22 protein-coding genes are annotated in these 24,665 nt (G+C 37.9%); 17 read left to right on the forward strand and 5 right to left on the reverse strand.

Annotation, left to right across the window (positions count from 1 at the left end; genetic code table 11):
• Positions 1 to 14: 14 nt before the first annotated feature.
• Both NE558_RS12740 and NE558_RS12745 read left to right on the forward strand, forming a co-directional pair.
• Positions 15 to 905: an ABC transporter permease gene (locus tag NE558_RS12740; RefSeq protein ID WP_256150498.1), complete on the forward strand. Its 891-nt coding sequence runs from the start codon at positions 15 to 17 to the stop codon at positions 903 to 905.
• A complete protein-coding gene (locus NE558_RS12745) occupies positions 898 to 1,671 on the forward strand; it encodes an ABC transporter ATP-binding protein (protein WP_256150499.1) in 774 nt (257 codons plus the stop codon). Before NE558_RS12740 ends, NE558_RS12745 begins: the two co-directional genes overlap by 8 nt.
• A 278-nt stretch (positions 1,672 to 1,949) precedes the next feature.
• Here the strand turns inward: NE558_RS12745 and NE558_RS12750 are convergent, their stop codons facing one another.
• On the reverse strand, positions 1,950 to 2,387 hold the full coding sequence (locus NE558_RS12750) for an RrF2 family transcriptional regulator (protein ID WP_256150500.1): 438 nt from the start codon (positions 2,385 to 2,387) through the stop codon (positions 1,950 to 1,952).
• A gap of 10 nt (positions 2,388 to 2,397) precedes the next feature.
• Positions 2,398 to 2,874 (reverse strand): YbaK/EbsC family protein, encoded by a 477-nt coding sequence (locus tag NE558_RS12755; RefSeq protein ID WP_256150501.1) that lies wholly within the window; start codon positions 2,872 to 2,874, stop codon positions 2,398 to 2,400.
• A gap of 414 nt (positions 2,875 to 3,288) precedes the next feature.
• Here NE558_RS12755 and NE558_RS12760 point away from each other — a divergent pair, with 414 nt between their 5' ends.
• From NE558_RS12760 to NE558_RS12785, 6 genes are all read left to right on the forward strand, one after another.
• Positions 3,289 to 4,806 carry an amino acid adenylation domain-containing protein gene (locus NE558_RS12760; protein ID WP_256150502.1) on the forward strand — a complete coding sequence of 506 codons (1,518 nt, stop codon included), beginning with the start codon at positions 3,289 to 3,291 and terminating at the stop codon, positions 4,804 to 4,806.
• The gene (locus tag NE558_RS12765) at positions 4,787 to 5,578 is read left to right on the forward strand and encodes a GNAT family N-acetyltransferase (RefSeq protein ID WP_256150504.1); all 792 of its coding nucleotides are present in this window, start codon (positions 4,787 to 4,789) and stop codon (positions 5,576 to 5,578) included. Before NE558_RS12760 ends, NE558_RS12765 begins: the two co-directional genes overlap by 20 nt.
• A 17-nt stretch (positions 5,579 to 5,595) precedes the next feature.
• Positions 5,596 to 5,823 (forward strand): acyl carrier protein, encoded by a 228-nt coding sequence (locus NE558_RS12770; RefSeq protein WP_256150505.1) that lies wholly within the window; start codon positions 5,596 to 5,598, stop codon positions 5,821 to 5,823.
• 19 nt (positions 5,824 to 5,842) lie between these two features.
• Positions 5,843 to 7,441, forward strand: a complete 1,599-nt coding sequence (locus NE558_RS12775) for an MBOAT family O-acyltransferase (RefSeq protein WP_256150507.1) — start codon at positions 5,843 to 5,845, stop codon at positions 7,439 to 7,441.
• Between the two features lies 1 nt (position 7,442).
• Positions 7,443 to 8,465, forward strand: a complete 1,023-nt coding sequence (locus NE558_RS12780) for a DUF1574 domain-containing protein (RefSeq protein WP_256150508.1) — start codon at positions 7,443 to 7,445, stop codon at positions 8,463 to 8,465.
• Between the two features lie 192 nt (positions 8,466 to 8,657).
• The gene (locus tag NE558_RS12785) at positions 8,658 to 9,323 is read left to right on the forward strand and encodes a superoxide dismutase (RefSeq protein WP_256150509.1); all 666 of its coding nucleotides are present in this window, start codon (positions 8,658 to 8,660) and stop codon (positions 9,321 to 9,323) included.
• 65 nt (positions 9,324 to 9,388) lie between these two features.
• On the opposite strand, the gene asnB is transcribed toward NE558_RS12785, so the two are convergent.
• Entirely contained in the window at positions 9,389 to 11,239 is a 1,851-nt protein-coding gene (asnB, locus tag NE558_RS12790) for an asparagine synthase (glutamine-hydrolyzing) (protein ID WP_256150510.1), read from the reverse strand.
• A gap of 19 nt (positions 11,240 to 11,258) precedes the next feature.
• Complete coding sequence (locus tag NE558_RS12795) at positions 11,259 to 12,638, reverse strand: citrate transporter (RefSeq protein WP_256150511.1); 1,380 nt, start codon at positions 12,636 to 12,638, stop codon at positions 11,259 to 11,261.
• A 288-nt stretch (positions 12,639 to 12,926) separates the two neighbouring features.
• On the opposite strand from NE558_RS12795, the gene NE558_RS12800 reads away from it, so the two are divergent.
• Together NE558_RS12800 and adhE are read left to right on the forward strand one after the other, a co-directional pair.
• On the forward strand, positions 12,927 to 13,862 hold the full coding sequence (locus NE558_RS12800) for a LysR family transcriptional regulator (protein ID WP_256150512.1): 936 nt from the start codon (positions 12,927 to 12,929) through the stop codon (positions 13,860 to 13,862).
• Positions 13,863 to 14,619: 757 nt separating this feature from the next.
• Entirely contained in the window at positions 14,620 to 17,262 is a 2,643-nt protein-coding gene (gene adhE, locus NE558_RS12805; RefSeq protein WP_256150513.1) for a bifunctional acetaldehyde-CoA/alcohol dehydrogenase, read from the forward strand.
• A gap of 382 nt (positions 17,263 to 17,644) precedes the next feature.
• Here adhE and NE558_RS12810 read toward each other — a convergent pair whose 3' ends face one another.
• The gene (locus NE558_RS12810; protein WP_256150514.1) at positions 17,645 to 19,264 is read right to left on the reverse strand and encodes a DEAD/DEAH box helicase; all 1,620 of its coding nucleotides are present in this window, start codon (positions 19,262 to 19,264) and stop codon (positions 17,645 to 17,647) included.
• Between the two features lie 314 nt (positions 19,265 to 19,578).
• Here NE558_RS12810 and NE558_RS12815 point away from each other — a divergent pair, with 314 nt between their 5' ends.
• The 7 genes from NE558_RS12815 (at position 19,579) to spoVAE (ending at position 24,567) form a co-directional block, all read left to right on the forward strand.
• Positions 19,579 to 20,376, forward strand: coding sequence for an undecaprenyl-diphosphate phosphatase (locus NE558_RS12815; RefSeq protein ID WP_256150515.1), 798 nt, complete (start codon positions 19,579 to 19,581; stop codon positions 20,374 to 20,376).
• Between the two features lie 311 nt (positions 20,377 to 20,687).
• On the forward strand, positions 20,688 to 21,392 hold the full coding sequence (locus tag NE558_RS12820) for an MgtC/SapB family protein (RefSeq protein WP_256150516.1): 705 nt from the start codon (positions 20,688 to 20,690) through the stop codon (positions 21,390 to 21,392).
• Between the two features lie 149 nt (positions 21,393 to 21,541).
• A complete protein-coding gene (locus tag NE558_RS12825; RefSeq protein ID WP_256150517.1) occupies positions 21,542 to 22,168 on the forward strand; it encodes a stage V sporulation protein AA in 627 nt (208 codons plus the stop codon).
• Positions 22,165 to 22,590 (forward strand): stage V sporulation protein AB, encoded by a 426-nt coding sequence (locus NE558_RS12830; protein ID WP_256150518.1) that lies wholly within the window; start codon positions 22,165 to 22,167, stop codon positions 22,588 to 22,590. Before NE558_RS12825 ends, NE558_RS12830 begins: the two co-directional genes overlap by 4 nt.
• Positions 22,591 to 22,725: 135 nt before the next feature.
• On the forward strand, positions 22,726 to 23,172 hold the full coding sequence (spoVAC, locus tag NE558_RS12835) for a stage V sporulation protein AC (RefSeq protein ID WP_256150519.1): 447 nt from the start codon (positions 22,726 to 22,728) through the stop codon (positions 23,170 to 23,172).
• A gap of 7 nt (positions 23,173 to 23,179) precedes the next feature.
• Complete coding sequence (gene spoVAD, locus NE558_RS12840) at positions 23,180 to 24,214, forward strand: stage V sporulation protein AD (RefSeq protein ID WP_256150520.1); 1,035 nt, start codon at positions 23,180 to 23,182, stop codon at positions 24,212 to 24,214.
• Positions 24,211 to 24,567 carry a stage V sporulation protein AE gene (gene spoVAE / locus NE558_RS12845; RefSeq protein WP_256150521.1) on the forward strand — a complete coding sequence of 119 codons (357 nt, stop codon included), beginning with the start codon at positions 24,211 to 24,213 and terminating at the stop codon, positions 24,565 to 24,567. Before spoVAD ends, spoVAE begins: the two co-directional genes overlap by 4 nt.
• The last annotated feature ends 98 nt before the right edge of the window (positions 24,568 to 24,665 follow it).

Consider the following 24,665-nt stretch of genomic DNA (forward strand, 5'->3'; position numbering starts at 1 on the left):
AAGAGGTTTATAAAATGGTTTTTGTTGATTTGTTGATTAGTACACTGACACAGGGTTTTATTTATGCATTGTTATCTTATGGTGTTTTTATTACCTATAAAATATTGGATTTTCCTGACTTAACTGTGGATGGCAGCTTCCCTTTGGGAGCGGCTATCACAGGGGTGCTTTTGATTCATGGTGTAAATCCTTTTTTAGTACTTTTAATCTCTGCGGGTATTGGAGCGATGGCAGGTTTTATTACTGGATATATCCATGTTAGATTGGGTGTTAGAGATTTGCTGGCTGGGATTATAACAATGACAGCCTTATTCTCCATTAATTTACAGATTGCCGGTTCAAATCTTGCAGTTGGTCGGGATATTGATACGATTTTCAATGCAGCTCCCATCATGGCATTGCTAGGTTCTATGCCGTTAATGATGCGTAAATTTATTGTTTCTTTGGTGTTAGCTTTAGTTGTGAAGCTTCTTTTGGATTTATATCTAAAGACAAAGAGCGGATTGCTTTTACGTGCAGTGGGAGATAACAGTACTTTGGTCACTACTTTAGCAAAGGATAAAGGCACAACAAAAATTTTAGGACTTGTGATTGCAAATGCACTGGTTGCCCTTTGTGGTAGTGTGGTTTGCCAAGAACAAAGATCATTCTCCAGCACAATGGGAACAGGGCAGGTTGTATTTGGCCTAGCGACTGTTATCATTGGTACCACTTTGTTTCGTCGTTTCGGTTTTGTGAAGGGAACAACAGCAGTTTTGACAGGCAGTATTTTTTACAAAATTTGCATTCAAGTCGCAATAAGCATGGGGCTTCCTGCAAATCTTTTGAAATTGGCAATGGCTGTGCTGTTCTTAGTTATTCTGGTTTTGGGCGACAGAAAGAAAGGCGGTGCAGAACATGCTTGAGTTGAAAAATATCACGAAAATTTATAATCCCGGTCAAGTTACTGAAATGTGCTTATTTGATAAGTTTAATCTTACTGTGGGCGATGGGCAATTTGTTTCTATTGTAGGAAGCAACGGCAGCGGAAAAACCTCAATGCTGAATATTATTTGTGGCAGTATTCCCATTGAAGGCGGGGAGGTACTGGTGGGAGGAAAAGATATTGCTAAGATGAAGGATTTTCAGCGCTATCGTTCCATCGGTCGTGTGTATCAGAACCCATCAGTGGGTACTTGCCCGAACTTAACTATGCTGGAGAATATGTCATTGGCGGATAATAAAGGGAAAATATTTGGGCTATCTTTTGGAATTAATAAAGCAAGAGAAAATTTTTACAAAGAACAGCTCTCTATTTTAGGCCTTGGTTTAGAGAATAAAATGGATGTAAAAGTTGGAGCTCTCTCCGGTGGACAACGACAGGCCGCTGCTTTGATTATGTCAACATTAACCCCCATTGAATTTTTAATTCTGGATGAACATACAGCCGCATTAGATCCTAAGACGGCAGAAATCATTATGGATTTAACGGCGAAGGTGGTAAAAGAAAAAAAGTTGACTGCCATGATGGTTACGCATAACTTACGTTACGCTGTTGAGTATGGAAATCGCCTGATTATGATGGATAAGGGCGGTATGGTTATGGATCTAATGGAGGAAGAAAAGAACAAGCTAAAAGTTCAGGATATTTTGGATGTGTTTACTTCAATTAGTATTGAGTGCGGCAATTAAGCCGCACTTTTCTTTTAAGGAAAAATAGAGACATTTTCAAAAGCATTTATATATTAACCAGCGAGCTGATTTAAATTGATGTTGGGGGCAATCAGACTTTTGAGGATAAAATTCTTAAATCAGAATGTGCAGAATTATTCCCCACTTTTATTTGCCTTAGCAGATTTAGTATCATAAAAAAATGACAACCACTTTTCGTGGTTGTCGAGATTGTTATAAAGATTACTAAGCATTGAAACCATTCAGAACCTCAGCATATAGTTTCGTGTTAAATGTGCCTATAAGTGGGTTTTTCGCTTTCCTGCCTCTTTTTCAAGATATTCCTGAGCCATACTATCTAAGGTTGTATTATCCACCACCTCGTCTAAAGCATCCTTCATTCGTCTCCATAAAGATAGGGAAACGCAGTTGTCTGAATTTGGGCAGGTAGGGGAATCAACGCAAGCCACAGGAGAAAGGGACCCTTCTAAAACTTGCAAAATCTCGCCTACTGAAATTTCTTTGGGGTTTCTTGAAAGGGTATATCCCCCTTGTGCACCACGAAAGCTTTTTACCAAATCCGCCTTTGTTAGGGGATTGATGATTTGCTCCAAATATTTTTCTGAAATTTCTTGTTCTTTTGCAATGGTTTTTAAAGAAAGCGTTCCTTTTTCGTAATTAATTGCCAAAGAGAGCATTAAACGAATTCCGTAACGCCCTTTGGTTGAAATTTTCATGAATACACCTCTATTCTTCTTCCCAACCTTTGCAGATATCAACCCAGTCCACACATTTTCCGAAATGAAATAATTCATCACAAGTAAATTCAATGGCGGAGTTACTGCTGCCGGCGGCGGGAAAAACTGTTTCAAAACGTTTCATTGAGATATCTGCATAGGCCTTAGTGCCTTGGGGCAGAGCAAAAGGGCAAACACCACCTACAGCATGTCCAGTGGCTTCTAAGGTTTCTTCGGGTGATAACATTTTGGCCTTTAATCCAAAGCTATCCTTAAATTTTCTATTATCAATTTTGGCATCGCCTGCAACAGCAACGACGATAGGGCCATCTTTTGACATTAAACATAGTGTTTTGGATATACGTGCGGGGATTACTCCAGCCGCCTGCGCCGCCAAATCAACGGTGGCACTGGAAGTTTCAAATACCAGAATTTCTTTAGGGCAGTTCAGTTCTTGTAAGTATGCCCGAACTTTTTCAATTGACATGATAGGTCCAGCTCCTTTTTAAGGAAATTATAAATTTTTACATTTTTTTAAATCATAGCAGAAAAAAGGGGATTGTGCAAGGTGCTGAGGGAATAAAGCCCTTGTTGATAAAAAAATGCAGTAAATCAGTCTATATTTGATAAAATAGAAACTAATTTTTTTTAGTAATAAGTAGAAGTCATTCTTGTTTAATTTTGGCATTTATTCAGCATAGTACTGTTTTAAGAAAGCAGGTATGAATGGTTAAACAATTTTACAGTTGGATCTGAAAAATCTTTTATTGTTTAAATACTTGGAAAAAAGTAACGGGTTTTCTCCCTTGCCTTGACGAGTTATAAGCAAAATGCTATACTCAAAATCGAGTTATTCCTATTAGATAATAAGGAACAAACTGTAACGGATCGAGGAGAAAATATGATACGTAACATTTTAGAATATTTAGAAGCAACAACCAAAAAATTTCCTGAAAAAATAGCCTTTGCTGGAAAAGAGGAAGCTCTTAGCTTTCAGGAGCTTTTAGCTCTAAGCAAAAGAGTCGGAACATTTTTATTAAGGTACGGAAAAAGGAATGCTCCAGTGGCGATTATGATGGAAAAGACACCAAAGTCTGTGGCGGCTTTTTTGGGCTGTGTTTTTAGTGGGAATTTTTATACTCCCATTGATTCCACAATGCCTAAGGAACGTATTTTATCCATTTTTCAAACTTTACAGCCCCAAGTGCTTTTAATTGATGAAAAAAGCAAAAAGGCGGCAGAGTATTTGGAATATGCAGGTGAAACAGTGGTGTTTGAAGAAATAGCTAATACAGAGGTGGAAGAAGAAGCATTGGATAAGATTCGCAAATCTGCCATAGATGCTGACCCCCTGTATGCTTTATTTACCTCTGGCTCAACAGGGGTACCCAAAGGCGTTATTATTACCCACCATTCCGTTGTCAACCTGACAGAATGGTATACGGAGACCTTTAATATTACCGAAAAAGAAACCATTGGAAATCAGGCGCCCTTTTACTTTGATTCTTCTGTGAAAGATATTTATGCTGTTTTAAAAACAGGGGCGACCATGGAAATCATTCCGAAGCAGTTATTTTCTTTCCCAATAAAACTCATGGAGTATGTGGGAGAAAAGAATATAAATTATGTGGATTGGGTGCCTTCTGCTTTTTGTATTGTAGCAAATACGGGAACGCTGGAGAAAATTGCACCACAGTGTTTGAAGAAAATTGCTTTTTGCGGAGAAATTATGCCTACGAAGCAGTATAATATGTGGAGGAAAAAATATCCCAATGCAGTATTTGCCAATATTTATGGCCCTACTGAGGCAACGGTGGATTGCACTTATTATATTGTAGATAGAGAATTTGAAGATGACGAGCCTTTACCCATTGGATACCCTTGCAGAAATACAGATATCTTTATTCTAAATGGTGACCGATTGGCAAAGGAAGGGGAAACAGGTGAGCTTTGTATTCGGGGCAGATGTCTTGCACCGGGATATTATAATAATTCTGAAAAGACAGATGAAGCTTTTATTCAAAACCCCTTAAATCCCCACTACCCGGAGAAAATTTATAAAACCGGTGATGTGGCAAAGTATAATGAATATGGCGAAATTATTTTTTTGGCGAGAAAAGACCATCAAATAAAGCATATGGGTCATCGCATCGAGCTGGGAGAGATTGAAGCGGCAGTGAATTCCATCGATTTGGTTGAAAACGGTGCTTGCATATATGATAGCAAAACTCAAAAAATCGTACTGTTTTATTGCGGCAGTGAGGCAACACAAAGCTATATTCTAAAAAGGCTAAGGGATAAAGTGCCAAAGTACATGTTTCCCAATGTGATGCACCAGCTAGAGGAGATGCCCCATACTTTAAACGGAAAAATAGACAGGCTTCGCCTAAAGGAGTATTATGATAGAAAAATTGATTGATGGCTGGGCTTTTTGGCAGGAAATTGCTAAGAGACTTTCAAAGGGACAGAGAACAAACTTCTTCTTTTCTGAGGATGAGGTACTTCTGCTAGTGCAACAAGAGAAACTCAGTCGTTTTGATTTTGCTGATAGTGCTTACTTTTTTCTACAAGAAGATAAATTTTACCGCCTTTTTTATTTTTTGGATAAGGAAAATAGTCCTGAGGTATTGCCTGCTGTTGATGAACCGATTATACTGGAAGAAGTGCTTTTGGCAAACAAGGAACGGGTTCCCTCTCAAGGAGATTGGGAAAAAGTTGGTTTTCAAACGTATTTAGAACGAAAACGGATGTATTTCATGTCCAAAAACGTTATATCGGAAGAAAGGAAAATAACCTTTGCTACAGAAAATTTGATGGAGGATATTTTTCAACTGATGCTTGAAAGTTTTGAGCCTTTTTCTTCTGCACTGCCCACAAAGGGGGCACTCCTAACAGACATCTTAAATCAGAGAGTATTGGTGTCACTACAAAACCAAAAGCTACTGGGTTTTTTGCATTTTGGAGAGATGAAGCAGGGGAGTATGCTCTGGCATATTGCAGTGAAGCCCGAAGCAAGGGGCTTAGGTGTTGGAGAGGGGCTTGTGCGGGATTGGTTTTTTGTACAGAAGGATATTTCTAAGAAGTTTTTCCTTTGGGTAAGAACGGACAACCTTTCCGCTTTACGAATGTATGATAAGTTCGGGTTTTTGCCTGATGGCAGGGTAGCACCCGTAATGATAAAAACCACATAAGAGAGGATAATGCAGAGATGGAAACATTATTGAAGATTTTGGCTGAATTAAGACCGGACGTTGATTTTGAGGGGAATAAGGAATTGGTGGACAGCGGTGAGCTGGATTCCTTTGACATCGTTTCCTTGGTTGGTGAATTATGTGAGGCTTATGAAATAGAGATAGGTGCAGAGGACATCATTCCTGAAAACTTTAATTCTGTTGAGGCGATTATGGCTTTGGTAGAAAGATTGCAGGAAGATTGATTTTTAAGGAGATTGGGTTATGGCTTTTACTTCGGTACAATTTGTGGTTTTCCTGATATTGGCGGCCACTTTATATTTCCTAACCCCGAAGCGTTACCGTTGGGTAACGCTTTTGGTTGTTAATTATATTTTTTATTTTTTTGCAGGGGTAGGATACTTTCTTTATTTGCTGGCAACAACAGTAACGATATTTCTTGGAGGACTTAAGCTGGGCAATATGTCTGCCAAAAATAAGGCGGATTTTGCGGCAATAAAGGGAACATTAGATAAAGAACAGAAAAAGGCGTGGAAGGCTAATTTTACAAAAAGGAAACGGGCTGTTTTAATTCCCACTATGCTTTTTAACTTAGGTATTTTGGCGGTTTTGAAATATTCGGGTTTTGTTGGCAGTAATTTAAATGCTTTGTTTGGGCGCTTTTCCATTGGTTTGGAAATGCCTGTCTATAGCTTTTTATTGCCTTTGGGAATTTCTTTTTATACCTTTCAGTCAGTGGGGTATTTGATTGATGTTTATCGGGAAAAATATGAACCTGAGCGTAATTTAGCAAAGTTTGCGTTGTTTATATCCTTTTTCCCCCAGATTGTGCAAGGTCCTATTGGCAGATATAATGATTTGGCGGAACAGCTTTATCGCCCAAACAGCTTTTCTTATGAGAGGGTTAAGTTTGGTGTGCAGTTGATGCTTTGGGGGGCTTTTAAAAAGCTTGTGATTGCAGATAGAGCAAAGGTGATTGTGGATACGGTTTTTGGATATCCAGAAACCTTTGGTGGTACTTATGTTGCGGTAGCGGCTTTGGTTTACTGCATTCAGCTTTATGGAGATTTCTCCGGCGGTATTGATATTGCAACGGGGGCTGCTCAGGTATTGGGTATTCAATTAGAAAAGAATTTCGAAAGGCCTTATTTGGCAACCAGTATTCCTGATTTTTGGCGTAGATGGCACATTACCTTGGGTGCATGGTTCCGTGACTATGTTTTTTATCCCCTTTCTTTATCAAAATTTTTTACGAAGTTGGGTAAAAAGGGACGTCAGCTTTTTGGAAATTATATTGGTAAATTATTGCCGGTTTTAATTCCTCAGTTTATCATTTTCTTCCTCATTGGTATTTGGCATGGGGCAGAATGGAAATATATTGCATTTGGTTTTTACAATGGCACATTAATCGTTTTAGGAATTTTGTTTGATCAGCCATTAAAAAAACTAATACAAAAATTTGAAATTCGCACAGAGTGCTTTAGCTGGCACTTGTTCCGTGTTCTAAAAACATTAATTTTGGTTGCTTTAGGCAAAATTATTACTAGAGCACCTGGTGTGGGAGCCTCTGTTTATATGATGCATTCCATGTTGCAAAATTGGAATAGTGATATTATAATCAACGGCGGTTTATTAAAACTAGGGCTGGATACCCAAGATTTATGGCTTTTACTATTGGCATCCTTAGTGCTTTTGACGGTGAGCTTGCTTCAGGAATCAGGAATACAAATTCGTCAAGCCTTATCGAAGCAGAACATATTGTTCCGCTGGTTTATTTATTTGGCGGCAATTTTTTCGTTAATTATGTTTGGCGTATATGGTTTGAATTATAACGCCTCCGACTTTATTTATAGGGGGTTTTAAGATGAAAGGATGTTTTAGAATTGTGACAAGGTGTATTGCCTTTTTAATTGTTTTTTCAATCATATTTTCCAATACCTCTGATTATTTAAGGCGTCCTGATGATGAATCCGATGAAATTCATGCTTTTTATAATGAACCAAAGGATTCCATTGATGTACTCTTTATGGGGAGCAGCCCTATGTTGCGAGGGGTTTCTCCAATGGTAATGTGGAATCAAGAAGGTTTCACCAGCTATGTTCGCGCTTCGGCATTACAGGCACCTTCTGTGACCTATGGTCTTATGGAAGAATCTCTGGAGTATCAAAAGCCTGAGCTTGTGGTGCTTTTATGTGATAACATTTTCCTTGATTTTGATTATGCAGAGCGGGAAGGTGATTTGAGAAGGGCATTGGATGGGATGAAACTATCTAAGTATAAATTGCAGATTGTGAATGAGATTACTAAGGCGGATGACAGGCAAACCTTGCTTTCCTATATGTTTCCACTATTTCGTTATCATGAACGTTGGAAGGAAATAGATTGGGCTGAGGCAGAGCCGGCTCCTCTTATGAAGCATTCTTTTAAAAAAGGAAATGTGTTTTTAAGAGGTGGTGAGCCATTGGACTATCCGGAAAAGTTTATGATGCCTTCTGATGTGGCTTCCCCTGCATTTAACGAAAGTGCGAAAAGTTATATTGAAAAGACCATACAACTTTGCAAGGAAAAGGGCATTCCGGTATTGATGCTTCATATGCCAAAAATGTCATGGAGCTATGAGCAGAGTGTAGCCATGGAAAGCTTTGCAAAGGAAATGGGTGTGGATTATTTGGATTGTGACCGTGAAGAAATCAGGGAACAGTTAAATTTAGATCCTTCTGTGGACTATTATGACCAAGGCCATATGAATTTAGGTGGTTCTATCAAATTTTCTCAGTGGTTTGGAACATATCTTGATCGTATCTATGATTTGCCTAATCATAAAAAAGAAGAAGCATATCAAGGCTGGAATGAAGATTATCAAGTTTACGTTGAGAAAACAAAATAAAGAAATACTTTTTCTGGACAACAATTGAAGAAATGCGCTTCTTAAGGATATTTTCTGGGAAATAAAAAGAAAAACCAAAACCTGTTTTGCTATTTTGCACTACAGGTTTTTTGTTTTGACAGAAGGATTTCCAGCATAGAATCAACTTCTGATGAATAGTTTTGTAGTAAGACTAGATAAGTGAGGATAGCCATGGAAAATGATAAGTACCCATATGTAAATTTACCATTGCCCTATGCATATGATGCTTTGGAGCCTTTTATTGATGCACAAACTATGGAAATACACCATGACAAGTATTTGCAAAACTATATTAATAATTTAAATAATACAATTAAAGATTATCCCGAGTTACAGCAGTTAACCCTAGAAGAATTAATCAAAAATGCTGTTTACTTATTGGATCCGCTACGAATACCCATACAGAATAACGGTGGGGGCGTATATAATCATCGTATTTATTTTAATGGTATGCAGCCACCAACTGGAGTGCGGCCTCAGGGAAGATTGATTGACATGATTGCGGCGCAATTTGGAAGTCTGGATAATTTCCTAATTATTTTTAAAGCGGAGGCCTTGAAGATATTTGGCTCTGGTTACACTTGGCTGGTTTTTGACAATGGCAAATTAAGAATTATAACGATGCCGAACCAAAATAGCCCCCTTTTATTAAACTATTGTCCCATTATTGCATTGGATGTTTGGGAACATGCATATTTTTTAAAACATTATTATATGAGAAGTGCTTATATTGATGATTGGATGCAGGTAATAAACTGGGATATAGCCAATCAAAATTATATGGAGTGTCTTGCCAATTTAAATAAAGTAGACGTGATTACTGATGTGAATGAGTAAACATATATAAGGGACATAAGGTGAAAAGCCTTGTGTCCCTTTAAAATTAAGGTAATTCTAGTTAGTTAAACAACTTTAATATTCCATTTCTGCATCCAATAATTAATTTGAACTACATAAGCCAACATCTGGGGGCCTGCCATAAGCTGGCCGTACCAAGGCTTTCCATAATCGGAGGGGCTTTTCAAGAAAGTCTCTACTTTTTTTCGATCTAAAAATTGTAGTACAGGGGAAGAGGAATCCTCCATAATTTCTGTAACCATAGAAGCCAATAATGCTTCATAATTTTTATCATAAATTTTAGGGTATGGTGATTTTCTGCGGAATAAAACCTCATCAGGAATTAAACCAATGCCGCATTCTCTTAATAATGACTTTACCACATCATTTCTTGTTTTCATTTCCCAAGGTACATTCCACACATATTCAATTAGTCTGTGATCTGCAAAAGGAACCCTTGCTTCTAATCCGCTATACATACTGGTACGATCCATACGGTCTAACAGGGTTTGCATAAACCATTTTTGATTCAGATATGCAATTTCTCTTCTGCGGGCCTCTTGAGGAGTATCCTCTGCTAATTTTGGTGTTTCACTGACGGATTTTGCATATGTTTTTGCTACATAATCATCCATATCAAGATATTCAATAAAATCGTCCTTTAATAAAACCTTTCTTGCTTCCAAATCCATTGTCCAGGGGAAGGTGTTTGCTTCAAAACATTCTTTTTTATGGAACCAAGGATAGCCCCCAAAAATTTCGTCAGCACATTCTCCGGTTAATGCCACTTTATTGTACTGTTTTACTTTTGAACAAAAATATAGAATAGAGGAATCAATATCTGCCATGGCCGGCAAATCTCTGGCATCTACAGAATCTTTCAAGCAATTTGTTTGATCTTGAATACTGCATTCCAAGTAGCGGTGGTTGCTTTTTAAGTGTTTCACCATAATATCTACAAAAGGTCTATCCTGAGAAGGCTGAAAGGAGGATGCTTTAAAATATTTCTCATTTCCTACAAAATCAAAGGAAAAAGTGTTTAGCTGCTCTCCTTTTTTTGCCAGTTCTGCGGCGCATACAGCGGAAACCAAACTGCTATCTACACCCCCTGATAAAAAGGTACAAATAGGAACATGGGATACCATTTGCCGTTTGATGGAATCAATGAGCAATTCCTTAGTCTTTTCTACAGTTGTTGCATAATCATCTTCATGAACGTGGCTTTCTAACTTCCAATAACAATTTGAATGAATTCCTGTGGGAGAGAACATCATGTAATAACCCGGTAGGAGTTCATCAATTCCTTTAAACACACCTTTGCCATAGGTTTTTGCTGGGCCGATGCTGAAAACCTCGTTAAGTCCTTCTTTATCAACTTGAGGTACAATACCTGGATAGGCAAAAATACCCTTGATTTCAGAAGAGAACACAACCTCATGATCAATAATGGAATAAAACAGTGGCTTTATGCCAGATCGATCTCGATAAAGCAACATCATGTTTTTTAAAGGATCGTAAATGGCAAAGGCGAAAATACCGTTCAGCTGCTTTACAAAATCCGCACCATACTCTATATAGCTGACTAAAATAACCTCGGTATCTGAATCGGTATCAAATGTCCAGCCCTTGGATAGAAGGTTTTCCCGTAGCTCACTGGTATTATATAGTTCACCATTGTAAACAATGGCAAAGGTTTCTCCGCCCATTGTTCTGGTAATTGGCTGATGTCCCGTTTTTAAGTCAATGATGGAAAGCCTTGCATGAGCAAAACCTGCGTTTGAAGTTAAATAGGTACCGCAGTCATCGGGCCCTCTATGACGTTGAACGGTATACATATCTTCTAGAATTTTTGTGTAATAGGCTTTTTGTTCCAGATAATCTTTTTTTGGATTGAAAAAACCGGCAATGCCGCACATAGTATACGCCTCCTAATTGCTAAATTAAAATACAAGCTAAAATAAAGGTGAATAGAAAACCAATTCCAACGGGAAGTAGGTTTTTTCTAGCCAGCTCTATTGGATTAACATTACAAATTGCTGCAGCGGGTATGAGTCCCCAAGGAATAATGGTGCCGCCGCCTACAAAAATTGCAGAAATTTGCCCCAAAGTTGCCAAAATGGGAACGGAGCATTGAACTGCTGTTCCAAAAGTGTTTGCCAAAACACCAACCAAAGGTAGCCCGGAGAAACCAGAACCATCAAGACCCGTTAGACCGCCGATGACCATTTGAATGAATACAACCATATATTTATTTAATGGCGTTATACCGGCTAACCAGATTGCCCAGTCATTTAGAATACCACTTTGGTATTGTTCCCCTAATATATAGGTAATACCCTCACCGCCCAAGAAGAAAAAGCCGCCGATTATGATAACAGGAGCAAAAATTTTAATGGCAAACAAAAAACCATCTTTAATATAGTTCGTAACTTTTTCTAAGCTTTTTTCTTTAAAGCCGATGATGGAAGAAATAATCATAACCAGTAAAGCTGTCCCTGAAACTAAACTTGTGGCGTCTCCACCTTTTAGGTCATATATGAACATAAAGATAATGTCACAGAGGAAGGCAACAGGGGTGAAAATCGCAACAAAAAGTGCTGCTTTCGAAGGTTTTGGCTGAGATACCTTTTCACTGCTTTGTGTATATAATATGCTTTGGTTTTGGCTTACCATGGTTTTTCTGTTTAAGAGAAATGCAGAAACCACCGTCACAATACTCATGGTAAGAAACAAGGGCATTCCGGTCTGCAAGATACTTTGGGGTTCGATGCCTGCGGAGGCTGCAGTAATTGCAGGGGCTCCTTGAATCACTATGTCAGAACTCAAAGCAATTCCGTGGCCAAAGAGGTTCATTGCCATTGCTGCGGCAAGGGGAGTTAATCCTTTTTTTACAGCCAAAGGGACTAAAATGGCACCAACCAATGCAACGGCAGGGGAAGGCCACAAAAACATTGAGAAAATCATCATGGTGATGCCCAAAATCCACCATGCGATATAGGTATTTTTCATGATTTTTGACATGGAACGCATCATCAAATAATCACTACCTAAATCAGATAGGCATTTCGATAAAGATGTAACCAATGCAATGGTAGCAATGATTTCCATAAATTCCTTTGACGCATATAGTACGGCGTGAAAAATAGATTGGATTCCGCCTACTAAACTGCGGCTGCTAACAAGCCCTAAAATAAATATGAAAATGACACAGACGATGGGCGTGTCTTTCCTAAAGATCATTGTTGCAAGAATGGTTAAAACACCGATAAGGTAGATAAAATGGATGGGTGTAAGGTGAATCGCTAGGCTTGGCATTACGATACCTCCCTCAAAAAATGATATAATACAATATTCATTTTCCAGAGATATGTGCCAAAATGGCAAGTAGGAACAAGTTGCAAGAAAGGGTATCCCTAGAGCTGTTTTATGTAGATAATTACAACAAGCAAGTAGAAAACTATGGAATGTCTGGATTTTTAAACAATTGTGTTTTATAATAAATGATATATATGCGTTAATATGAATAAAATGCTGTTTTTGGCATCTGCGCAATATATTAAGGCTACAGATATGCATGTTATAATTGGATTTAGGAGGGTATACATGAATTTCACAGACTTGAAATATGTAATTGAAATCGATAAATGCGGTTCAATTTCTTTAGCGGCTAAAAATCTTTATGTTGCACAGTCGAATTTAAGCCGTGCAGTGAAAGAGCTGGAACAAGAATTTGATATTGTTATTTTCAGACGAACACCAAAAGGCGTAATTACAACCAGAGAAGGGCAACGATTTTTACGCCATGCCAAAGAGATACAATATCAAATCAATAATTTGACCAATGCATATTCTGATGTAAACGACCATGGGGTAAGCCTAAAGATTTCTGTACCCAGAGCTAGCTATATTTCTGAGGTTTTTACTAATTTTTTGAATACGCTGGATGAGGATGATAATATGCGTATTCATTACTGCGAAACAAATTCCAGCAAAACCATTCAAAATGTGTTGGATTATCATTATGATATTGGAATTATTCGATATAATGTTATGCACGAGGGATATTATTTATCGTTATTTAAGCTGAAGGATTTATCCTATAGACTCATTTTGGAGTTTGACTACTTGTTGCTAACCTCTAAAGACAGTATCATAGCCGATAAACATATCAGGGCAGATTCTGATTTAGATGGATGTATAGAGGTTGTGCATGGAGATGAAAGACTTCCTACAGGTGGATATATTGATTTAACGGAAAATGACAGAGAAGAGCGCTGTCAGAAAAAGGTTATTTATCTTTATGAAAGAGCTAGTCAATTTGAAATTCTCTCAACTGTCCCAAATACATATATGTGGGTTTCACCTGTTCCAGATGAAACGTTGGAGAAATATGGGCTGATACAGAAGCGGTGTGGGTCTTACGCTAAGTATATGAAGGATGTATTGGTGTTTAAGGAAAATCATGTACCTAAAAAATATGAAAAGCAGTTAGTGGATAAGTTAAGGGAGAAAACCAGAGAATTTGGTTGTTATTTGTAATTAATGAAGGAAGAAAAGCTGTTTTTATTGAAAAATAGATTTTAAAGTAGATATTTTCTTGATTTATTGAGCATAAAAGGGTTTAAGTGACAAATTATGGCTTGCATTTAGAATTATGCAAGCTTTTTTTTATGCTGAAGAAGCGTCGAAAAATAGCGAATTGAATTCGTAAATTTTAATTACAAAAACAAATCAAGTTTTATATTTTTTTTCATGAATAAGCTTTATTTTTGAATTGTTAAATAATTGATAATATCATACAAATTTAGGTGGATTTAATGGGGGAGTTTTTTATTACTTTTTTTGTAAAAATAGCTTTTTTGTATGAAAGGATGTACAAAAAGACTAATTTCATACATCATGAATCCACTTCCTATTTCAATTTTTAACACAATAATAATATACCACAAATTTTTGTCCATATAAAAAATGATATAGGCTATTCGTTTAATCGGTATGGACGAAAATAAAAATTTTTATTGATTAAAACGATTTTCGATGTTAGTATTAGCATCAAGAAGGAAAAGCGCACAATATTGCATCTGATATATTTTGACAAATATAAAAAGTGCACAATGTGGTCTGTTCTTTCCCCTAGTATCGCTCTCTGTGTCAATAAAAATACCCCATCTAAATTTTATATTTCATATACAAAAAATAGATGGGGGGATACGGCAGTGCGTGCAGTACCGTTCCTGCACTTAACAATAGAAAAAAATCATGTTAACAGACTAAAATTATGTAAGGGGGATTTTAAATGGCAGTAGAAAAGAAGAAAGAGGCAGCTCCTGAAACAAAAAGACCCGAAATCGTAAACAGTGTAGAAAGCTTAAAGCACAGAATTGCTGAAGTTAAGGAGGCACAGAGGATTTTTTCTACTTATACACAAGAGCAGGTAGATAAAATTTTCTTGGCGGCAGCAACTGCAGCCAACAAGAACAGAATTCCTTTGGCAAAAATGGCGGTTGAAGAGACCAAAATGGGTGTTGTAGAAGATAAGGTTACAAAAAATCACTTTGCTTCTGAATATATCTATAATGCGTTTAAGGATAGACAAACTTGTGGTGTTTTGGAATATGACCCCGCATTTGGTATCAAGAAGATTTATGAGCCTATCGGCGTTATTGCAGCGGTTGTTCCTACAACAAACCCTACATCTACCGCAATCTTTAAATGTTTGATCTGCTTAAAGACAAGAAATGGTATGATCGTTTCTCCTCACCCTACTGCAAAGAATTGTACAATCGCAGCAGTTAAGACTGTATTGGATGCAGCTGTTGAAGCTGGTGCTCCTGCAGGTATCCTCGCTTGGATTGACGAACCTTCCATCGAAATGTCTGTAGAAGTTATGAAAGATGCAGATATGGTTTTGGCAACAGGTGGTCCTGCGATGGTTAAATCCGCTTACTCCTCCGGCAAGCCAGCTGTTGGTGTAGGTAATGGTAATACTCCTGCGTTGTTTGATGAATCCTGTGATGTACTTATGGCAGTTAACTCTGTAATTCACTCCAAGACATTTGACAACGGTACAATTTGTGCTTCCGAGCAGTCTGTAGTAATTATGGATAAAATTTATGACAAATGTAGACAAGAGTTCCTTGACAGAGGATGCTATATCTTAAACGAAGAAGAAAAGAATAAAGTTGGCAGAATCATTTTGAACGCTGCTGGCAATATCAATGCTCAAATCGTTGGACGTAGCCCTTATCAGATTGCTCAGTTGGCTGGTATTGAGTGTCCTAAGGATGCAAAAATCCTCATTGGTGAAGTTAGCGAAGTAGATGTTACAAAAGAACCATTTGCTCATGAAAAACTTTCTCCTGTATTGGCTATGTATCGTGCAAGCTCTTTTGATGAGGCTATGGAAATTACAGACAGATTGGTTATCGACGGTGGCGTTGGCCATACATCCGTACTATATGTAGATCCTGTAAAGGCTCCTGAAAAAGTTAAACGTTTTGAAGAGAAAATGAAAACATGCCGTATTTTGATCAACACACCTTCTTCTCATGGTGGTATTGGCGACCTTTATAACTTTAGACTTCTTCCTTCTCTTACCTTAGGTTGTGGTTCTTGGGCTGGCAATGCAATTTCACACAACGTGGGCATCGATGAATTAGTGAATATCAAAACGGTAGCTGAGAGGAGAGAAAACATGCTGTGGCTTAGAACTCCTGAGAAGGTTTACTTCAAGAAAGGTTGTACACCTGTTGCATTAAAAGAATTAAAAGATGTATATAAATCAAAGAAAGCATTCATCGTAACTGATGGTTTCTTATTTAAGAATGGTTACACAAAGTCCCTTACAGACCAGTTGGATGAAATGGGCATTACACACCATGTATTCTTCGATGTAACTCCTGACCCTACATTGCCTTGTGCAATTGCCGGTGCAGCTGCAATGAAAGAATTTGGTCCTGACGTAATCATCGCTCTGGGCGGTGGCTCCGCAATGGATGCTGGTAAGATGATGTGGGTAATGTATGAGCATCCCGAAGCAGACTTCTCTGATTTGGCAATGCGCTTCATGGATATCCGTAAGAGAGTATTCGTATTCCCTAAGATGGGTGAGAAAGCAATCTTCGTTGCTATCGCTACATCTTCTGGTACTGGTTCCGAAGTTACACCTTTCGCAATCATTACAGATCCTTCTACACAAACAAAATACTCTATCGCTGACTATGAAATCATGCCTACAATGGCAATCAGTGATGCAGATATGATGTTGGATCAGCCTAAGGGCTTGACCGCTTCTTCCGGTATTGACGTATTGACACATGCTGTTGAAGCATATGTTTCCATGTTGGCTACCGACTATACAGATGGTTTGGCTTTAAAGGCAGCTAAATTGGTATTTGATTACCTGCCTAGAGCATACAAATATGGCCGTGATGATATTGAAGCTCGTGAAAGAATGGCTAATGCATCCACAATCGCTGGTATTGCATTCTCCAACGCATTCTTGGGCGTAAACCACTCCATGGCTCATAAATTGGGTGCACATCACCATGTACAGCACGGTGTTGCTAATGCGTTGTTGATGTCAGAAGTTATCAAATACAACGCTGCAGAGGTTCCTAAAAAGATGGGTACTTTCCCTCAGTATAAGTATCCTCATACAAAAGAACGTTATGCAGAGATCGCTACATATTTGGGTATCACTGGCAAAGATGATCAAGAAAAAGTTGATAACTTCATCGCTAAGATTGAAGAACTCAAGGCTACTGTTGGCATCGCTAAATCCATCAAGGAACATGGCGTTGACGAAAAAGCATTCTTGGATAAACTGGACATCATGTGCGAAGAAGCATTCGATGATCAGTGCACAGGCTCTAACCCTAGATATCCTCTGATGAGCGAAATTAGAGAAATGTATTTAGCAGCTTACTACGGTAAATAATTAACATACTCCATATTTATTAAGAAGGCCGTATAGAAATATACGGTCTTTTTATTGTTCATTTAAGTTTTAAGGCCTCTGGTTATTGCATTAATATAATAAAGGATAGTTTAATTCTAATTCGTTTTAACATTAGTGGGGCAAAAATAAGGCAAATATTGATACGTCATTAGGCGTTGCAAGAAAAGTCCTTAAAAGTTCTTATAGGAGCAGACTGGCCCTTCAGATAAGGTGGAGGGTTCTTGATTAAGATTTATTTGGAGAAGGATGGAGAAGGATGGAGAAGGATGGAGAAGGATGGAGAAGGATGGAGAAGCCTTTATTTTGCATCGGAAATACAAGTAAAAAAGGATTGCAGTTAAAAACTACAATCCTTTTTATTTTAGTTACTTTTTTTAGACTTATCTTTTTTTGCAATTTCCATATGAATTCTTTTGTTTTTGATTTTTGCATTTTTCATGCCTACCAAAACATCTTTCACATATTCCTTAGGAATATCAACAAAGGCATAATCGTCATAAAGATCGATGGCACCCAATACTTTGCCGGGTACACCGGTTTCGTTGGCAATGGCACCTACAATATCCTTTGTACGAATTTTATTTTTCTTGCCGGCATTGATAAAAAGTCTTACCATCTTCTCATCATCGCCGCCATAAACCTCAGTTCCACCTAAATTGATATCGTCTAATACATCCAATTCATCCACATTCACGTTTGAAAGATGGTTTTTTAATAAAGCTGCCGCAATATCAATGGCTGTAAAATCCTCTTGCATTAAGCGGTCAACCAAATTGATATATTTGGTTAAATGACCTTCATTCATAGTATCTTTCAATTTATCCAAAAAGATATTGGTTTTCATTTCTTCCACATCGCTTAAAGTGGGGAGTTTTTGCTGAGCGATTTTTGTTTTGGTATAGCGCATAATATCGCGAAGCTTATAAATCTCCTTACCAACGCAGAAGGTAAAAGCTTTACCGGATTTTCCGGCACGACCTGTACGACCAATTCGGTGTACATAATATTCTTCATCTTGAGGTACATCATAGTTAAACACAACATCGATATCATCAACGTCGATACCTCTTGCAGCAACATCAGTGGCAACCAAAATCTCGATGGTTCCGTTACGGAATTTCTGCATAACCTTATCGCGCTGAGGCTGTTTTAAGTCTCCATGAAGACCTTCAGCAAAATAACCACGGCCTTGCAAAAGTTCAACCACGTCATCTACACGTTTTTTGGTGTTACAAAAAACCATAGCCAGACGAGGGTCATATACATCAATGATGCGGGTCAAAGCATCCAGCTTTGTTTTTTCCTTTACATCAAAGTAAGCTTGCTCAATATTGGGAACCGTCAATTCTTTACGAACAACCTTTATAAACTCTGGGTCTTTCAAGAATCTTCTGGTAATATCCAAAATTTCAGGGGATAATGTTGCTGAAAATAACAGCGTCTGATGGTCTTCTGGAATTTTTGTTAAGATCATTTCAATATCTTCACGGAAGCCCATATCCAGCATTTCATCGGCTTCATCTAATACCATCATTTGAACTGTTTCCATTTTTAAAGTGCGACGGCGCATATGATCCATTACACGGCCGGGTGTACCAATTACTACATGAGCGCCTTTTTTTAAGGCTGCAATTTGTCTATCAATTGGCTGGCCGCCATAGATTGGTAGTACACGAATATTTTCCTTGTATTTCAGAAGTTTTCTGAATTCTTCACTAACTTGAATCGCCAGTTCTCTGGTAGGGCAGAGAATTAACGCCTGTAAACGCCTATCATCGGGGTCTACGCGCTCTAAACAGGGGATACCGAAAGCCGCAGTTTTACCCGTTCCTGTTTGAGATTGACCGATTACATCCCTGCCTTCTTTTACTACACTGATTGCCATGGATTGAATTGGTGTTGCTTCTTCAAACCCCATGTCCAATACTGCCTTGCAGATTTCGGGGGATAAATCCAGGTCTTGAAATTTTAAATGCTCCATTCTTTGTTTCCTTTCTTCTTTCCTGAGCCGAAGAGAACCACAAAAAAGGAAGTGCTTGTCAGAGGTTTCCCTCCACGTTTTCTTTCGACTACAAATTTAGTTATGAGTGCTTTCGCAATTGGCATATTCTTAAGATTTGCTAATATACCTATTTTAAATCCCTTTTAAAGCACTGTTTTTATGGGGTTTCAAAAATAAAACCGCAAACTATATATTAACAGGGAAAAATATTATTTGCAAGGGAGAATTCTCTGTTATATAATAAATTGTTACTAATATACAAGAAATGTTTAGAAATAGGAGGAATTTTGATAATGCAGATAATCGAAGCCATTGTTCTAGGCTTAATCCAAGGGCTAACAGAGTTTTTACCAGTAAGCAGTTCAGGACATCTGGTATTGCTCCAAAATCTTTTTGGCATGCATGAGGCAACACAAGCATTTACTATTTTGCTGCATGTTGCCACACTGATTGCTGTATTTGTATATTACTGGAAGGATATTTGGGCTTTGATTTGTCGTCCTTTTCAGCGCACCACGGCATTACTGATTGCCGGTACCATTCCAACAGTAATTATTGCATTATTATTTAATGATACTTTTGATGCCATTTTTGGTTCAGGAAAATTTATTGGATTTAATTTTATTTTTACCGGTTGCGTCCTTCTTTATGCAGATAGTCGTAAAGGTGGCAAAAAGAAAATCCGCAATATGTCAATTTTTGATTCTTTAGTGGTTGGTTTGATGCAAGGTATCGCAATTTTACCCGCTGTATCTCGTTCCGGTATGACGATTAGTGCCTGCCTTAGCAGAAATATGGATCGAGAGAATGCCGCTCGATTTTCGTTTTTATTATCTATTCCGGCTATATTAGGTGGTATGGTCCTTACCATTAAGGATATGATAACAGGAGAAGTTGTCTTAACAGAGGCAATTGGTTTAGTGCCAATGATTGCTGGATTTATTGTAGCCGCCATATCTGGTTATTTTGCAATTCGTTTCATGGTAAATGTGATTAAAAACGGAAAGTTGAAATGGTTTTCTATATATGTGTTTGCTTTAGGCAGCATTTTAATTCTAGATCAATTTGTATTACATATGATCGTTAAATAAAATTAAAAGTCTTTCTTCAACAGTCAGAATATTTTTATTTGTAGAGCTTTTGTAGATATGCTTAATTAATATTTTAAAACACGTCAGCCTGTATGCAAGACAATTTCTGCCGAGCAGCGGGCTGTTATTTTATTATTAGAAAGTGGATTTAATGAGATTATAATTACTTAATCATGTATCATATTATTTTGTACAATTCTATTATGGTAAGAAGATGCAAAAAAGTGGTTGTGTTAACATATGATTTGAAAATAACGACCCTTTTTGCTATATTTGATATTATATTGTAAGAACGGCAGGAGGCGAGACATATGTTTTTGAAGCAATTATTCCTTGAGGAATCCATACTTGGTTTGCAGGGAAATGCAGAGTTTATACTTCGTATTATTATCGCTTGTATTTGTGGCGGGATTGTTGGATATGAGAGAACAAGAAGGCGAAAAGAGGCAGGCATCCGTACTCATGTTATTGTAGCAGTGGGCGCAACTTTGATGATGATTGTATCTAAATATGGCTTTTATGATGTCATTACCACAACAGGAATTAGTGTGGATGTGTCTAGGATTGCATCAAATGTAATTACAGGGATATCCTTTTTAGGTGCAGGTGTTATCTTTGTAAAAAACATTTCCATCAAAGGGTTGACAACTGCAGCAGGACTTTGGGCAATGGCTGGAATCGGCTTGGCGATAGGAGCAGGGATGTATTCCATTGGTATCTTTACAACAATTTTTATTCCTATTATACAAGTTTTTCTCCATAGCAATTTTAATAAAAATGACAAATCTTATGATGATACAATTTTAATTACGTTTTATCATGCCCCCTCTGAAATGGATTTTATCAAAAAAGAGTTAAAGGCAAGAAATATTGATATCATGCATATGGAAATGGAAAAAAATCCGGATGGCACTGTAACCGTTGTTTTAGACATTACAAGAAATACCATTGTTACTTGTACTGACTTAACAGGTTTTCTGGCAGAGGACCCAGCTGTAAAAAGTTTTAAAATCTAAAAGAATGAATTTGATACAAAGCGGCATAATAACCCAAGACAGAGTCCTGTTTTGGGTTCTTTTTTTATGGACTTCAAAAGATGTGAAAAATCAGGTTAAGTATTAAAAAGGAAATTTTGACGCGAAAATTTCCATTGGAGGGCATGGGAATGGACATTTATATCAAACCGATTGAGAAGGCACAAATCATTGAACGACGAGTTGTTTTCTTGAAGGATGTAGCTGAAGTCTATATTGGTGGTCAAACCAAGGGGAATATTGAGGGAATTGTGGTGTTTCAGATACCGAAGGACACAGATGCTACCTATTTAATAACAGCATTGGATATTATACGGGCTATTAATCATCAGTATCCTGATGCTACAGTTTCAAATGTAGGTGAAATGGATATATTGGTGGAATATCATCAAAAAGATAAAAAAGAGAATAAGGCTTTTGAGGTTTTGAAGGTGATATGTATGTGTATTGTTTTATTTGCAGGTGCATCCACAACAATTATGTGCTTTCATACCGATACACAGTTGCCACTGATTTTTCAGAACTATTATTATATGTTTTTTGGTGAGAATGTGGATATGCCGGCAATTTTATCAATACCTTATTCCGTTGGTCTGGTGGTAGGTGTATTGGTATTCTTTAATCATTTTTCGAAATTTAAGGTTACCGATGATCCCACACCTATTGAAATAGAAATGACCACTTATGAAAAAGAAACTAATGCAAGCGTTGTAGATAAGCTGAATAAAAGAAGTAGCGGGGGAGGGGGAGGTAAATGATTGCAAAGTCCTTGTTGATTATTCTTGGCTTCTCCTCAGGTATGGCTATTTCCGCAGGTATCTTCGCATTTATCGCAGCGATTGGCATTATTCCTCGTATGGCGCAGAGGACGAAAACAGAAAAGTATATTCGCTCCTATGAAGATTCAATTTTATTAGGTGGATTATTTGGCACAACTGCACTGTTTGTTGACTATAGACTACCCCCTATCCCCATATTGGCAGAGGGCTTTGCATTGGCGATTGGTGTCTTTGTGGGTGTTTTGGCTGTTGCTTTGGCAGAGGTTTTAAACGTAATGCCCATATTATTAAGGAGAGGGCGTATAACAAAGGGATTACCTTGGTTGTTGCTGTGCTTTGCCTTAGGAAAACTGTTTGGTTCTATTATATATTTTTGCGTTGATGGGTTTTATGTGGTTTAAAGAAGAGGAAATTGTCAAATTGGATAAGAATTTTGGACAAATTCAAGAGAATTGGGAATAAAGGTATTTATTTTGTTTACTTGAAAATACTAAAACGGAGCAGTACTAAAACTTGGTTATGAAGGAGGGAATAAAATGGATACGAGCAAACGTGCAAAGAAAGAATATGATCAGATGGTAAAAAAGGCTTCCCCAAACAGTCCGATTTTTTCGAATTGTCTGAAGGCTTTTATTTCTGGTGGCTTCATTTGCGGTTTTGGTCAAATATTATTAGACTATTTTAGTAAAAGTTTTAAAGAAGATGAGGCAGCCCTTTTGGTTTCCGTCACTCTGGTTGTTATATCAGCAGTGTTAACGGGATTGGGGTTATATGAAAAACTGGGTAAACATTGTGGTGCAGGTACCATTGTACCTATCACCGGGTTTGCAAATTCTGTTGTCGCCCCTGCAATTGAATTTAAAAAAGAAGGTTTAATTTTCGGAACAGGAGCAAAAATGTTTATTTTAGCGGGTCCTGTTATTGTTTATGGTACTTTTACATCCATGATAGTGGGGTTAATTTATTATTTTGTAGGTAGGTGATGAAAAAGTGAATGCAAAAAAAATTGGAAAACAAACGGTAAGACTAAATGAGGGCGTGCGTATTTTGGCTGCGGCATCTACGGTGGGCAAAAAAGAAGGCGAAGGTCCTTTGGGAAAATACTTTGATAAAATCGTTGAAGATTCCACTTTTGGCGAGAAAAGCTGGGAGCTGGCTGAAAGTCACTTTATACAAGAGAATATGGAGCTTGCTGTAAAAAAGGCGGGGCTTAAGATGAAGGATATTGATTACCTTCTTTGCGGAGATTTGCTGAACCAGTGTACTGCATCTACCTTTGGTATTATGAACTTTCAGATTCCTTTTTTCGGGCTATTTGGTGCATGCTCAACCATGGGTGAGTCCATGAGCTTAGGGGCGATGTTAATTGACGGCGGCTATGCCAATCACACTTTGGTTGGGGCATCCAGCCATTTTTGTGGCGCTGAAAAGCAGTTTAGGGCACCCCTGGCCTTGGGTAATCAAAGACCTCCTACCGCCTCTTGGACAGTAACAGGTGATGGCTCTGTTGTGTTGGGCAGAAAAGGAAATTTTCCATGTATTACGGAGATTACTACTGGTAAGATTATGGACATGGGGATTACGGATGCCAACAATATGGGAGCGGCAATGGCACCTGCGGCAGTTGACGTGCTTTTAAATCATTTTCGGGATACAGGAAGAACCCCTCAAGATTATGATGTGATAGCTACAGGTGACTTAGGGGAAATTGGTCATAGCTTGGTTGTGGAGTTGATGAAAAAAGAAGGGTATAACATGGATGAAAGTTATACCGACTGTGGCATTGAGATTTTTGATAAAAATAAACAAGATACGCATAATGGCGGTAGTGGTTGTGCCTGCTCAGCAGTTACATTTTGTGGATACTATTATCCTAAGCTAATGTCAGGAGAAATTGGCAGAATGCTGTTTATTCCAACGGGAGCCTTGCTCAGCCCAACTTCTACACAACAGGGGCAAAGCATTCCTTGTATAGCCCATGGTGTTTGTATTGAAGGTTGTGGCGAAAAGGGGGTAAAGCAATGATTGCCTTTTTAAAAGCATTTCTTGTGGGAGGTTTGATTTGTGTAATCGGTCAGATTTTAATTGATAAGACAAAATTAACTTCCGGTAGAATTTTGGTTATGTATGTTTGTATTGGTTGTATTCTTGGTGGTTTGGGATTTTATCAACCTATAGAGGAATTTGGTGGCGCAGGGGCGACAGTTCCTTTAACAGGTTTTGGATTTCGATTGGCTGAGGGTGTTATGAAAGAGGTAGATTCTGCAGGAATTCTAGGTATTCTCACAGGTGGCTTGAAATCTGCTGCAGGGGGTATAACAGCGGCGGTTGTATCGGCATTTATAGTCGCTTTGGTTGCAAATCCCAGAGAAAAATGAAGAATTGAATTTAATGCAAAGTTTTATCTAATGATAAGACTTTGCTTTTTCTTGTTCGCTTTAGCTTGACAAAACCACCGGCTATGCCGGTGGTAGGA

It is taken from the genome of Anaerotignum propionicum (assembly GCF_024461735.1).
GTDB lineage: Bacteria > Bacillota > Clostridia > Lachnospirales > Anaerotignaceae > Chakrabartyella.